Origin of the sequence: Nocardioides xinjiangensis, from assembly GCF_017916385.1 — a bacterium.
Lineage (GTDB): Bacteria > Actinomycetota > Actinomycetes > Propionibacteriales > Nocardioidaceae > Nocardioides > Nocardioides xinjiangensis.
On the sequence record NZ_JAFMSW010000001.1, the window covers coordinates 1,098,338 to 1,112,032 of the forward strand.

12 protein-coding genes are annotated in these 13,695 nt (G+C 72.6%); 4 read left to right on the top strand and 8 right to left on the bottom strand.

The features are described 5' to 3' along the window. Positions 1-22: 22 nt before the first annotated feature. Positions 23-583, bottom strand: coding sequence for a helix-turn-helix domain-containing protein (locus tag J3P32_RS05215; protein ID WP_210438763.1), 561 nt, complete (start codon positions 581-583; stop codon positions 23-25). A 66-nt stretch (positions 584-649) separates the two neighbouring features. Between J3P32_RS05215 and J3P32_RS05220 the strand changes: the two genes are divergently transcribed. Beyond that, positions 650-2,218 carry a bifunctional NAD(P)/FAD-dependent oxidoreductase/class I SAM-dependent methyltransferase gene (locus tag J3P32_RS05220; RefSeq protein WP_210438764.1) on the top strand — a complete coding sequence of 523 codons (1,569 nt, stop codon included), beginning with the start codon at positions 650-652 and terminating at the stop codon, positions 2,216-2,218. A gap of 39 nt (positions 2,219-2,257) precedes the next feature. Next, positions 2,258-2,746, top strand: coding sequence for a TspO/MBR family protein (locus J3P32_RS05225; protein ID WP_307861593.1), 489 nt, complete (start codon positions 2,258-2,260; stop codon positions 2,744-2,746). A 443-nt stretch (positions 2,747-3,189) separates the two neighbouring features. On the opposite strand, the gene J3P32_RS05230 is transcribed toward J3P32_RS05225, so the two are convergent. The 7 genes from J3P32_RS05230 to J3P32_RS05260 form a co-directional block, all read right to left on the bottom strand. Beyond that, positions 3,190-3,708: a gluconokinase gene (locus tag J3P32_RS05230; RefSeq protein ID WP_210438765.1), complete on the bottom strand. Its 519-nt coding sequence runs from the start codon at positions 3,706-3,708 to the stop codon at positions 3,190-3,192. Next, positions 3,705-5,072, bottom strand: coding sequence for a GntP family permease (locus J3P32_RS05235; protein ID WP_246850652.1), 1,368 nt, complete (start codon positions 5,070-5,072; stop codon positions 3,705-3,707). The genes J3P32_RS05230 and J3P32_RS05235 overlap by 4 nt, the downstream gene beginning before the upstream one ends. A 214-nt stretch (positions 5,073-5,286) precedes the next feature. After that, positions 5,287-5,817, bottom strand: a complete 531-nt coding sequence (locus J3P32_RS05240; protein WP_210438767.1) for a Dps family protein — start codon at positions 5,815-5,817, stop codon at positions 5,287-5,289. A gap of 96 nt (positions 5,818-5,913) precedes the next feature. Next, positions 5,914-7,389, bottom strand: coding sequence for a cryptochrome/photolyase family protein (locus J3P32_RS05245; RefSeq protein WP_210438768.1), 1,476 nt, complete (start codon positions 7,387-7,389; stop codon positions 5,914-5,916). Between the two features lie 43 nt (positions 7,390-7,432). Next, a complete protein-coding gene (locus J3P32_RS05250; protein WP_210438769.1) occupies positions 7,433-7,933 on the bottom strand; it encodes a mycothiol transferase in 501 nt (166 codons plus the stop codon). 4 nt (positions 7,934-7,937) lie between these two features. Continuing rightward, on the bottom strand, positions 7,938-8,177 hold the full coding sequence (locus J3P32_RS05255; protein WP_210438770.1) for a hypothetical protein: 240 nt from the start codon (positions 8,175-8,177) through the stop codon (positions 7,938-7,940). 87 nt (positions 8,178-8,264) lie between these two features. Further along, entirely contained in the window at positions 8,265-8,486 is a 222-nt protein-coding gene (locus J3P32_RS05260) for a hypothetical protein (protein ID WP_210438771.1), read from the bottom strand. Positions 8,487-8,646: 160 nt separating this feature from the next. Here J3P32_RS05260 and J3P32_RS05265 point away from each other — a divergent pair, with 160 nt between their 5' ends. Then, positions 8,647-10,476 (top strand): glycosyltransferase family 2 protein, encoded by a 1,830-nt coding sequence (locus J3P32_RS05265; RefSeq protein ID WP_210438772.1) that lies wholly within the window; start codon positions 8,647-8,649, stop codon positions 10,474-10,476. A 263-nt stretch (positions 10,477-10,739) separates the two neighbouring features. Beyond that, positions 10,740-13,658, top strand: a complete 2,919-nt coding sequence (locus J3P32_RS05270; RefSeq protein WP_210438773.1) for an HYR domain-containing protein — start codon at positions 10,740-10,742, stop codon at positions 13,656-13,658. Positions 13,659-13,695 lie beyond the last annotated feature (37 nt).

Here is a 13,695-nt window from a genome sequence, read left to right on the forward strand (position 1 = left end):
GCCCGCCGCGCGGGACCACCCTTCAGGAGCGGACGTGCATCCGCTCGCCCTGCGGACCGAAGATCGCCAGCACCTCGGCGGGCGTCGGCCCGGGGTTGCCGACCCAGTGCGGGGTGCGCGTGTCGAACTCGACGACCTCGCCCGGCTCCAGGGTGAGGTCGCGGTTGCCGAGGAGGAGCCGGACCCGGCCGCTGAGGACGTAGAACCACTCGTAGCCCTCGTGCGTCTGCAACGTCGGCGCGGGGTCGCGGTCGACGGGCAGCACCAGCTTGAAGGACTGGAGGCCGCCCGGCCGGCGGGTCAGCGGGATGTGGGTGCGGCCGTGCCGGACGACCGGCTTGAGGCGCACGCGCGGGTCCCCCGTCTCGGGCGCGTCGACCAGCTCGTCGAGCGCGACGCGGTGAGCGCGCGCCAGCGGCAGCAGCAGCTCCAGGGTCGGCTTGCGCTGGCCGGACTCCAGCCGCGACAGGGTGCTGACGGAGATCCCGGTCTCCTCCGCCAGGTCGGTCAGCGTGGCCTCGCGCTCGAGGCGCAGCTGGCGCAGCCGGGGGCCGACCCCCCTGAGCACTCCCTCGTCGTCCATGGTGGCAGTTTGCCATTGCAGCAAGAATGTTTGTCGATGTGGCGACCACCTGCGCATCATCGATCCATGAGTGAGAACGAGACCTTTGACGTGGTGGTCGTCGGCGGCGGCGCGGCCGGGCTGAGCGGCGCGATGGCGCTCGGCCGGTCGAGACGGTCGGTGCTGGTCATCGACGCCGGCGAGCCCCGCAACGCTCCCGCCGACCACGCGCACAACTACCTGGGCCGCGAGGGCGTGCCCCCGAGGGAGCTGCTCGAGACCGGCCGCGCCGAGGTGGCGGCGTACGGCGTGGAGGTGCTGGCGGACCGGGTCGTCGGCCTGTCCGGCGAGGTCGACGACTTCCTGGTGACGACCGAGGGCGGACGACGCTTCCGAGCGCGTCGCATCCTGGTCACGGGCGGGGTCGTCGACGAGCTCCCGGACGTCCCCGGCCTGGCCGAGCGGTGGGGCGTCGACGTGCTGCACTGCCCCTACTGCCACGGCTGGGAGGTCCGCGACCAGGCGATCGCGGTGCTGGCGACCACACCCCTCGCCGGCCACCAGGGCCTGCTGTTCCGGCAGCTGTCGGACGACGTCGTGGTGGTCGTGCACGACGGCGTCGAGCTCCCCGACGAGGAGGTGGAGAAGCTCGGGGCGATCGGCGTCCGGTTCGCCCACGGCACCCCCCGGGAGGTCGTCATCGACGGCGACAGGCTCGTCGGGCTGCGGCTCGCCGACGGCTCCGTGCTCGAGCGGCAGGCGATCGTGGTCGCCTCGAGGCCGCGCGCGCGCATCGACTACCTGGGCCCGCTCGGCATCGAGCCGAAGCCGTTCGAGGTGAACGGTGTCCCCTTCGGCTCCGTCGTCGAGGTCGAGCCGACCGGCGCGACCGCGGTGCCGGGCATCTTCGCCGCCGGCAACATCACCGACGTCGCGATGACCCTGATGGCCTCCGCGGCGCACGGCATGCGGGTCGGGGCGTGGATCAACGCCGAGATGGCCGGCGCCGACGCCGAGCGCACGGTCCGGGCGCGGCGCGACGAGTTCTTCGAGCGGCCCGCGTGGGAGGAGCGCTACTCCGGCGACCGCGTCTGGAGCGGCCGCGTCAACGTCCAGCTCGCCGCCGAAGCGGCGTCGCTGGCACCGGGCCGGGCCCTGGACGTGGGCTGCGGCGAGGGCGGCGACGCCGTGTGGCTGGCCGAGCGCGGCTGGGACGTCACGGCGGTCGACTTCGCCGACGCCGCCCTCGTGCGCGTCGCCGAGCGCGCCCGGGAGGCCGGAGTCGACGACCGGGTGGAGACCCGCCGCGTCGACGTACGCACCTTCGACCCCGCGGGCGAGACCTGGGACCTGGTGACCTCGCACTTCTTCCACCTGCCCGACGGCGGCATGCCCGACGTCGTACGCCGCCTCGCCTCGGCGGTGGCACCCGGTGGCACGCTGCTCGTCGTGGGGCACCACCCCGACGACCTGGCCACCGGCCTCCGGCACGGGCACACCACCTTCATGTTCACCGCCGACCAGCTGCTGCCGGCCCTGCCCGACGACTTCGTCGTGGAGGCCTGCGAGGCCCGGCCACGCACCCAGGCCCACCCGCACACGGGCGAGGAGATCGCGGTCGCCGACGCGACGCTGGTGGCCCGCCGCAAGGGCTGAGCCCGATCCCGGACGGGGGCGGGTCGGCATGATGGAGACGTGAGCCCACCGGACGCCTCCGTCGTGCCGCCCGCCCGCCGGTGGTGGACGCTGCTCCCCTTCCTGGCCGCGGTGGTCGCCGTGGCCGGGATCGGCGGGCTGGCCGCCTCCGGCTCGCGGGGAACCTACCGGGCGCTCGACCTGCCGCCCTACGCGCCGCCGTCGTGGCTGTTCGGTCCCACCTGGTCGGTGCTCTACCTGCTCATCGGCGTCGCCGGCTGGCTGCTGTGGCGGGCCGGCGGCTGGGACCGCGTCATGTCGCTGTGGGTCGTGCAGCTCCTGCTCAACCTCGCGTGGACGCCGCTGTTCTTCGCCGCCGACCTCTACACCGTGGCCCTGGTGGAGATCGTCGCGCTGGCCGCCGCCGTCGCGCTGCTCGTCGTGTGGTCCTGGCGCCGCTCGCGGACCGCCGCCTGGCTGCTCGTGCCCTACCTGGCGTGGGTGTGCTTCGCGACGGCGCTCAACGTGGGGATCGTCGTCCTGAACTGAGCGCCTCTCGGTCTCGCGCTCTGGCCGAGCGGTGAGTGGGACAGGTTCTGCGGTCGGGGAATGTGCCTCACGCACCGCAGGTGCCGAGCGGTGTGTGGGACATGTTCTGCGGCCCGGAAACCTGCCTCACGCACCGCAGGGGTGACGAGCGGTGAGCCGAGCGGTGAGTGAGACGTGTTCTGCGACCCGTGAATCTGCCTCACGCACCGCAGGTGCCAAGCGGTGAGTGAGACATGTTCTGCGGCGCGGGAACCTGCCTTACGCACCGCGGGGGTGCCGAGCGGGGTGCCGAGCGGTGAGTGAGACAGGTTCCGCGGCCCGGAAACCTGCCTCACGCACCGCAGGTGCCAAGCGGTGAGTAAGACATGTTCCGCGGTACGAGAACCTGCCTCACGCACCCCCCCCGGCGCACGCCCGCACCGCCCCGCCGGCGAACGGGACCGTCAGGCCAGGTCGAGCCGGGCCAGCACCATCGCGGCGATGCGGTCGACCGGCAGCGCGGGGTCGACGTCCATGCCCTCCTCGCCGGGCTGCAGCGGCTCGAGGGTGTCGAGCTGCGACTCCAGCAGGCTCGGCGGCATGAAGTGCTCGCGGGCGTTCATGCGCTGCAGGAAGAGGTGCTTGTCACCGGTGCAGTGCACGAAGAACGTGTGCTCGCCGCCGCGGCGCAGGACGTCGCGGTACGCCCTGCGCAGCGCGCTGCAGGTGATGATCGTCGGCTCGCCACGCCGGTCGCGCTCGGCGGTCCAGTCGGCCAGCGACTCGAGCCAGCCCCAGCGGTCGGCGTCGGTCAGCGCGATGCCCTTGCTCATCTTCGCGACGTTCTCCGGCGGGTGGAAGTCGTCGCCCTCGGCCATCTCCCAGCCGAGGCGCTCCTGCACGGCGACGGCCGCGGTGGACTTGCCCGACCCGGAGACGCCCATGAAGACCAGGTGGAACGGCGGGGTCGCCGCGGTGCTCATCCGATCGCCCACACGCCGAGCGCGAGCGCGAAGATCGTGACGCCGAGGGTGGTCTCGAGGACCGTCCAGGTGCGCAGCGTCGTCTTGACGTCCATCCCGAAGAACCGGCTGACCAGCCAGAAGCCGGAGTCGTTGACGTGCGAGAGCACCGTCGCGCCGGCGGCGATGGCCAGCACCAGGGCCACGAGCTGCAGCGCAGAGGGGTCGGCGTCCGCCACGCCGGCCGACAGCAGGCCTGCCGTGGTGGTCAACGCGACGGTCGCCGAGCCCTGCGCGACGCGCAGGATCGTGGCGATGACGAATGCGCTGACCACGAGGGGCAGGCCGAGGTCCTGCAGCGAGTCGGAGAGGGCGTCGCCGATGCCGCTGTAGCGCAGCACGCCGCCGAACATGCCGCCCGCTCCGGTGATGAGGATGATCGCGCAGATCGGGCCGAGTGCCTCGTTGAGCAGCGTCTCGACCTCCTCGCGCGAGTGCCGGCGGATCGCGAGGGTGTAGGTCGCGACGAGCAGAGCGATCAACAGCGCTACCGGCGTCTGGCCGATGAAGATGACGATGTCGGCGATCGTGCCGTCCTCGGCGATCGAGCCGTTGGTGCGCAGCGTGGTGAGCACGGTGTTGGCGCCGATCAGCACCAGCGGCAGGAGCAGGATCCCGAGCACGTGGGTGAACGCCGGCGGATTCTCGGTGTCGGCCTCGCGGCCGCCGGTGAGCACCGAGTCGTCGATCGGGACGTGCACCTTGCCGAGCCACCCGATCGTCACGGCGTACACGCCGACGAACCACGCGACGACCGCGACCACCACGCCGACGAGCAGGGTCAGGCCGATGCTCGCGCCGAGCTCGGCGGCCGCCGTGACCGGCCCGGGGTGCGGCGGCACGATGGCGTGCATGCTGGCGAAGGCGCCGGCGGCGGGGAGCGCGTAGAGCAGCACGGAGCCGCCGAAGCGCTTGGCCACCGAGAAGATGATCGGCAGGAAGACCACGAGGCCGGCGTCGAAGAAGATCGGCAGCCCGAACAGCAGCGAGGCGATGCCGAGCGCCAGCGGAGCCCGCTTCTCCCCGAACCGGCTGACGAGCGTGTCGGCGAGCACCTGCGCGCCGCCGGTCACCTCCAGCAGCCGGCCGATCATCACTCCGAGTCCGACGAGCAGCGCCACCGTGCCGAGCGTGCTGCCGAACGCCGCTATCGCGACCGTCGGCACGTCCGCGACCGGCACGCCCGCGGCGATCGCCGTGCCGAAGCTGACCAGGACCAGCGCGACGAAGGCGTGCATCCGCAGGACGATGATGAGCAGGAGCAGGACCGCCACAGCGAGCGCTGCGATGGTGAGGAGCGTGCCTGAGCCGTAGGCGGGCGCCATGTTCTCCACGAGAGACCTCCAGGGTGGGGGGTGCGCCCCACCCTAGAGCGCTGCGTCGGCGGGCGCGCGCACCTGCGAGCTGCGGCAGGGTGCCGCCGGGGCGGCCGCCCGAGATCAGGCGTTGGTGTACGCAGCGCGCCTGCGCTTCCCCTGACGGACGGACGGGGGCCGACCCTGTGGGCCGACCCCCGTGCGGAGCTCTCGCTGCTGGCGCTCACTCGCTCCAGGAGCGCGGCAGGCTGCTGTTCGCGACGCGGTTCTCGGCGTCGATCATCCATGCGAGCTGCTCGAGGCGCTCGAGGATCGTGTGGATCAGGTCGGCCGAGGTCGGGTCCTCCTCGTCGACCTCGTCGTGGATGCGCCGACCGGTGCCGGTGACGGCGTACAGCGCCGCGACGATCAGGTCCACGCAGTCGCCGGTGTTGACCTCGTCGGCGGGGAACTGCGCCAGCGACGACTGCTCGGCCACGGTCCTCGAGCGGGCGTCGGGCGTCGCATAGATCGCGCGCATCCGCTCGGCCACGTCGTCGGAGAACCCGCGCGCGGCCTCGACCACCTCGTCCAGCACGAGGTGCAGGTCGCGGAAGTTCTTGCCGACGACGTTCCAGTGGGCCTGCTTGCCCTGGAGGTGCAGGTCGGTGAGGTCGACGAGCAGCTGCTGGAGGTGGCCGGCGAGGCGCTCGGAGGCCTGGAAGGCGGGGTGCGCCGTGCGAGCGGTGCGGGTGGGAGCTGCGGTCTCGGTCATGGGCTCTTCCTCTCTGTCGGTACCCTCCCAACTCAACACCCTTTTCTTGAATGATTCCAGTAAGGAGAGGCTGACCTACGAGGCGCGGCCTCGCCGTCAGGGCGCCCGGTCGCCCCGGGCCTCCTCCTGCGCAACCAGCGCCGGGAGGTCCCGGAGCCGGTCGAGCCCCATGAGGGCACGCGACATGCGGCGGTTGCCGGCGAACGTCTCGCGGTGCCGGTCGAGGAACCACCAGTAGCCCGCGCTGAACGGGCAGGCGTCCTCACCGACCCGCACCTTCGGGTCGAAGCGGCACGACCCGCAGTGGTCGCTCATCGTGTTGATGTACGCGCCGCCGGAGGTGTACGGCTTGGTCATCATCTGGCCGCCGTCGGCGTGCTGGGACATGCCGACGATGTTCGGCACCATCACCCAGTCGTAGCCGTCGACGAACGCGCGGTGGAACCAGTCGGTCACCTGCGCCGGCGCCCATCCGCGCTGCAGGGCGTAGGAGCCCAGCACCATCAGCCGCGGGATGTGGTGCACCCAGCCGTGGTCGGCGAGGCGGCCGAGGGTGTGCGAGAGGCAGCGGGCGTCGGTGGCCCCGGCGTCGAGCTCGGCGAACCACTGCGGGATCGGCTGCTGCGCGCCGAGGGCGTTCTCGCGGCGGTAGTCGTCGCCCATGTGCCAGTAGACGTGCCAGACGTAGTCGCGCCAGCCGATGACCTGACGGACGAAGCCCTCGACGCTCGCGATCGGCGCGGCGCCGCTGCGGTACGCCTCCTCCGCGCGCTCGACGACCTCGAGCGGGTGCAGCAGGCCGAGGTTCTGCGGTGCGCTGACGAGGCTGTGGGCCATCCACGGGTCGCCCTCGAGGATCGCGTCCTCGTGGGCGCCGAACGCGGGCAGGCGGTGCTCCACGAAGCGGTCGAGCGCCGTCAGCGCCTCTCGCCGCGTCGCCGGGAACAGGCGCCGGCCGTCCCGGCCGAGGAACGTCACGTCGCCGTCGCGCTCCCACTTGTCGAGGTCCTCGCGGACCTGCGCGTCGACGTCGTCCTCGCTCGGCCACCAGGGCTCGGTCACACCGAGGGTCTCGGCGCCCCTGGGCGGCGGCTGGCGGTTGTCGTGGTCGAAGTTCCACCGTCCGCCGACCGGCTCGCCGCCGTCCACCAGCACGCCGTGCGCCAGCCGCGCGCGACGGTAGAAGTCCTCCATCAGCAGCCGCTTGCCGCGACGACCCTCGGTCCAGCGCTCGAAGTCCTCGCGGGCCGTGGCGAAGCCCCGCGCCGGGAGCACCCGGCACCCGAGCCGCTCGACCAGGCCGAGCGCGGCGTACGACGTCGGGTGCACGACCTCGACGTCGTCGCCCAGGTCGCGCACCACCTCGGCGTACGTCTCGGCCTGCACGTAGGCCAGCCGCTCGCCGAGCTCCGCGGCCCGGTGGCGCATGGCGCTGAGCACCAGGTGCGCCTTGGCCCGGTGGAAGCGCCGGCGGCGGAAGACCGACTTCGCCTCGACCATCAGCAGCGGCCCGCGGTGGTCGTCGACGAAGTGCGGACCGAGCTGGTCGCCGAAGAGCCACCGGGTGGTCATGCCGCCACCCTAGGCACGCCGGACCACCACGCCGCCTCGCGCGTCAGTGCGGCAGCAGGCCCTTGACGTAGGCCGCCTGGCCGAGGTGCTGGAGGCAGTCGCCGATGATGCTGACCAGCCGTACGCCGGCGGTGACCGGCGGGTCCCAGCTCTGGTCGACCTCCCGCTCGAGCTCGCGCTCGTCGACGGTCTGCAGGTAGCGCGCGGTCGCGAGGGTGACCTCGCGGTGGTAGCCGGTCAGCAGCGCCGGGTCGGCGATGCGGATCGCGTCGACCTGCTCGGAGGTGTGGCCGTACCCGATGTCGTCGGTGCCGTTGGGCAGGCCGAACCGCTCCTGCCACTGCTCCCAGACCTGCGGCTCGCGGGCGAGGTCGGCGACGTGGTCGTCCTGCACGCGGGCGAGGTGCCAGAGCAGCCAGCCGATCGAGTTGCCGGTGCCGCCGGGCCGGTGCGCCAGCGCCTGCTCGTCGAGGCCGTCCGCGACACCGTCGTACAGCTCGGTGACCCGGCCGAACGCCTCCGTCAGCACTCCTCGGACGTCCACCGGGTCACTCCACCGGCTGCGCGGAGCGGACCTGCGGCGCCGTCGAGCTCTCGTCCTTCATCGCGTCGATCTCGGCGAGGATGCGGCTGCGCTCGTCGTCGTCCAGGCGGACGCCCGCCTTGCGGAGGCCCTCGTCGAGCTGGTCGGCGATCATCGGGTCGTCGGCGCTGTACTGCCAGGAGCTGACCTCCTCGACCACGCGCTGCGCTGCCTCGGTCGCTGCCTGCTGCTTCTCGTCGGTCATGCGCCCACGCTAACCGCGGCCCGCAGCGGCACCACGCCCGTCGGGGTGGACGCCCGCGGGGTCAGCGTTGCGGATGCCGACGCCGGCTCAGAGGTGGTGGAGCTTGGCGTAGGGCGGGGTGATCCGCACGACCTTCGCGCCGAAGTCGACCGTGGCTGCGTGGCTGTCGACCTTGACGACCTTGCCCAGGCCGTAGAGGTCGTGGCTCACGCGGTCGTCGACCTCGAAGACCTTCACCACCGGCTCGGGGGCGGGAGCGAAGGGGCTGCTGGGGAGGTGCTTCGGCCGGGATCCGTAAGAGGTAGCCATCCCTCGAGTATGCGCGCTGCCCCCCGCTTTCCGGGGTGGAACGTTCACATCCCTCCGTGTCGCCGGCCACACCCGGGACGTGAAAACGGCGCTTCCGGGGTACCTGTCCGATCCAGGCATCGCCACAGAGAGTGAGGCCCAGCGCGAACGGAGCGTCGGGATGGCCGACACAGCACAGGTCACCGTGGTGGTCCCGGTCCACGCCCAGGAGGCGTGGCTGCCCGCGGCCCTCGACAGCCTCACCCGCCAGACGTGCACCTCGTGGGAGTGCGTCGTGGTCGACGACGGGTCGCCGGGCGACGTGGCCGCCGCGATGGGCGACCTCGTCGACGACCCGCGCTTCCGCCTCGTGCGGCACGAGCGGAACCGTGGCCTCGGGGCCGCCCTCAACCGCGGCCTCGACCTCGGGACCGCGCCGTACGTCGCCTACCTGCCGGCCGACGACGTCGTGCACGCCCACCACCTCGAGTCGCTGCTGGCGACGCTCGCCCGGCACCCCGAGGCGGCGCTGGCGGTCGCCGGCGTGCGGCACGAGCACGGCGTCGCACCCGGCCGCATCGAGGGCGAGCCCCTCCAGCTCGTGCAGGTCATGCACCGGCGCACCGACGAGCGCTGGCTCGAGCGCAGCGAGCTCACCACCGACGACCTGGGGCGGATGCTGTGGGACCGGCTGCTCGCCGGCACCGATCCCGTGGAGACCGGACAGGTCACCTGCTCCTGGGTCGCGCACCCCGGGCAGCGGCACCGCGCCATGCGCGAGCCGTGGGGCGGCCTCAACGTCTACCGCAGCAGGTACGCCGTCCAGGAGCCGCTGCGCTTCCACAGCTCGGTCGGGCACCTGCACGACGAGGTCGCGCACTACCGCCAGCTCCGGGAGCGGCCGGCCACGCCGCGCGCGGCCGACGGGCTGCGGATCCTGCTCGTGGGCGAGCTGGCGCACAACCCCGAGCGCATCCTCGCGCTGCACGAGCGCGGGCACGAGCTCTACGGACTCTGGACCGGCACGCCCGTGTGGTTCAACACCGTCGGGCCCGTGCCCTTCGGCCACGTCACCGAGGTGCCCCGCGAAGGTTGGCAGGCGGCCGTCCGCGAGCTGCAGCCCGACGTGGTCTACGCGCTCCTGAACTGGCAGGCGGTGCCGTTCGCGCACGAGGTGCTCGCAGCCGACCTCGGCATCCCGTTCGTCTGGCACTTCAAGGAGGGCCCGTTCTTCAGCCGCGAGCACGGGCACTGGGACCGCCTCGTCGACCTCCACGTGCGCTCGGACGGAGTCGTCTACTCCTCCCCCGAGCTGCGGGACTGGTTCGCGGTGACCGTGCCCGCGACCGCACGGCGGCGCCGCATGGTGCTCGACGGCGACCTGCCGCGCGCGGAGGGCATGGTGGGGGAGCAGTCCGACCTGCTGTCCGCCCGGGACGGCGAGGTGCACACCGTGATCGCCGGACGGCCGATGGGGCCCCCGCCGGAGGTCGTCGGGGCGCTCGCCGAGGCCGGCATCCACGTGCACGTCTACAGCGAGAAGGCGCACCACCAGATGCGGTCGTGGGTCGAGGAGTGCCGGCGCCTCGCCCCGGGGCACCTGCACCTGCACCCCCAGGTGAACCAGTCCGACTGGGTCGGCGAGTTCTCGCAGTACGACGCCGGGTGGCTGCACGACTTCACCAGCACCAACGGCGGCGACCTCCACGCCGCGACCTGGGACGACCTCAACGTGCCGGCCCGGATGGCCACGCTGGCCGCCGCCGGCGTCCCGATGATCCAGCGCGACAGCGCCGGGTCGGTCGTGGCCACGCAGACCGTCGCCCGCGACCGCGAGCTCGGCATCTTCTGGCGCACGCCGGACGACTTGGTGGCGCAGTTGCGCGACGGCGGACGGCTGGAGGAGCTGCGCAAGAGCGTGTGGTCGCAGCGGGCGCTGTTCACCTTCGACGCCTGGGTCGACGACCTCGTCGACTTCTTCCGGGAGTGCATCGCCGAGCCCCGGGGGTGACGCCGGTCCCCCGCCCGTCGTGACGAGCGGCCGGCGGCGTTCAGGTCCTTGAACGCGCCGTTCAGGTCTCTGAACGCCCGGACCCCTGTTGCCCACGCCTCGCGCGCCACACCCTTCTTGTGGGAGTCGCCCGCCCGGGGCGACCAGCACAGTGGGGAAGGCAAGTCATGAGTGGTGCAAGCGGGTCGGCGCAGGCGTCGTCGAGGAGAGCCGTACGTCCGAGGCGGTCGGCGCAGGCGCCCGGGGGGTGGCGTCGCGCCGTCGTGCTCGCGACCGCCACGGTGCTGGCCGTGCTGGCCGCGCCGACCGGCGCGTACGCCGACATCGTGTCCAACACCGTCGTCGCGGGCGGCAGCCCGTCGGTCGCGGCGGGCGACACGACGACGATCGGCTACACCATCCGGAACCAGAACGAACGCGCCGGCGACCCGCAGGGCAACTGCAATCCCGCCGACAGCACGCCTGCGACCGTGAAGGTCAACGTGCCCGCGGGTGTCACCGTCGCGCCGGCCAGCCGGACGTTCACCAGCTGTGACACCACGCAGTTCTTCGACTTCACCTCGGCCACGCCGGGGACCTACTCGATCTCGGTGTCGGTGACCGACTCCGGCACCGGCACCTACACCACCAGCGGTGCCGCCTTCAGCCTGACCGTCACCAAGCCGGTCGTGGTCAACACCGCCCCCTCCGTGGCGGTCAAGGGCGTCGCCAACGGCGCCTCCTACGAGCTCGGCAACGTCCCGGCGGCCACCTGCTCGGTGACCGACAAGGAGGACGGCAGCAGCAGCTTCGACGCCGGTCTGGGCCCCGTCACCGGCGCCCGCGCCGCCGACGGCCTCGGCACCCAGACCGCGTCCTGCAGCTACGACGACGCCGGCGGCCTCAACGCGAAGGCATCGGCCACCTACTCCATCGTCGACACCAGCAAGCCGCTGGTGAGCGCCACCGCCCCGGCCCCGACCGAGGCGACCGGTCCGCTCACCCCGGTCACCTTCGCGGCGAGCGCGTACGACGCGGTCGACGGACCCCGTCCGGTGACCTGCACGGCCGGCGGCGCCGCGTACGCGTCCGGCGACGGCTTCCCCGTCGGGACGACGACGCTCACCTGCTCGGCGACCGACAAGGCCGGCAACACCGGCGCCGGCGACCCGATCGCCGTCGTCGTGCGGGACACCTCGGCACCCGAGGTCTTCACCGCGGCCAACAAGGTGGTCGGCAACAACGCCCCGCAGGTGACGTACGACGCCGCGACCGCCACCGACCTGGTCGACGGCACCGTCGCCGCCACCTGCACCCCGGCGTCCGGCAGCACCTTCGCGCTGGGCACCACCACCGTCACCTGCACCGCCACCGACAAGGCCGGCAACAAGGGCGTGGGCACGTTCACCGTGGAGGTCCAGGACACGACCAAGCCGGTCGTCTCCGTGCCGGCCGACCGCACCGCCGAGGCGACCGGCGCCGCCGGTGCCGCCGTGAGGTGGGACGCCGCCACCGCGGTGGACGACGTCGACGGTGCTGTCGCCGTCAGCTGCAGCAGCGCGCCGGGCTCGGTCTTCCCGATCGGCACGACCACGGTCACCTGCTCGGCCGCCGACAAGGCCGGCAACCTCGGCGACAGCTCCTTCACGGTGACCGTCCGGGACACCACCGCCCCGGCTGTCCGGGTGCCGGAGGGCGTCGTCGAGGAGGCGACCTCCGCCGCCGGCGCCGCCGCGTCCTTCACCACGTCGGCGCACGACGCCGTCGACGGTGCGGTCACCACCACGTGCACCCCGGCCTCCGGGTCGACCTTCGCCCTCGGCACCACGACGGTCATCTGCTCGGCGACCGACAAGGCCGGCAACTCCGGCAGCGACAGCTTCGGCGTGACGGTGCGCGACACCAGGGCTCCGGAGGTCAAGGTGCCCGCGGACGTCGTGGCGGAGGCCACCGGTGCCGACGGCGCGGAGGTCGCGTACGGCGACGTCGCCGCCAACGACGTGGTCGACGGTCCGATGAACCCCAGCTGCTCCAAGGCCTCGGACACCACGTTCCCGCTCGGGACCACCACGGTCACCTGCACGGCCACCGACGCGGCCAACAACACCGGCACCGGCTCGTTCACCGTCAAGGTCGTCGACACCACCGCACCCGAGGTGACCACGTCGGCCAACCTCTCGGTGGGCAACGACTCCCCGACGGGGGCCAGGGTGACCTACACCGACGCCGGCGCCAAGGACCTCGTGGACGGCAAGGTCTCGGCGACCTGCGACCCGGCGTCGGGCAGCGCGTTCCCGCTCGGGAGCACCACCGTGACCTGCACGGCGACCGACAGGGCCGGCAACACCGGCCGTGCGAGCTTCACCGTCGAGGTGCAGGACCGGACCAAGCCGGTCGTCACCGTCCCGTCCGCCATCGTCAAGGAGGCGACCGGCCCGAGCGGCGCGACCGTCGCCTACATGGGAGTCACCGCCTCCGACGACGTCGACGGTCCGCTCACGGCGTCCTGCGACAAGGCGTCCGGGACGGTGTTCCCGGTCGGCACGACGAAGGTCACCTGCTCGGCCAAGGACGGGGCCGGCAACGTCGGCGACAACTCGTTCGACGTCACCGTCGAGGACACGACCGCCCCCAACGTGACGGTCTCCTCCGCGAGGAGCGCCGTGGCGACCTCGGTCAACGGGGCCGTGGTCTCCTACGCCGCCGCGACCGCGACCGACCTCGTCGACGGCAACGTCGCCGCCGCCTGCGACAAGCCGTCGGGCACCGTGTTCCCGCTCGGCACGACCACGGTCACGTGCACCGCGAAGGACAAGGCCGGCAACACCGGCACGGAGCGGTTCACCGTCACCGTGACGGCGGCCTGGTCCGGGGTGCTGCAGCCGGTGAACACCGACGGCAGCTCGGTCTTCAAGCTCGGCAGCACCGTCCCGGTGAAGTTCCAGCTGACCGGCGCGAGCGCGGGCATCACCACCCTGCCCGCCCGGCTCTACCTGCAGCGGCTCGGGTCCGCCGCGACCGGCACGAGCATCGAGGCGGTCTCCACCTCGAACGCCACCACCGGGAACCTGTTCCGGTACGACGCCACCAGCGGCCAGTACGTCTTCAACCTCAGCACGAAGACGCTGTCCTCCGGCTCCTACCAGCTCAGGATCGACATGGGCGACGGCGTGACCCGCACCGTCAACGTCTCGCTCAGGTAGCCAGGCACCCGCTCGGACGAAGTCGCCCCCAGGCCAC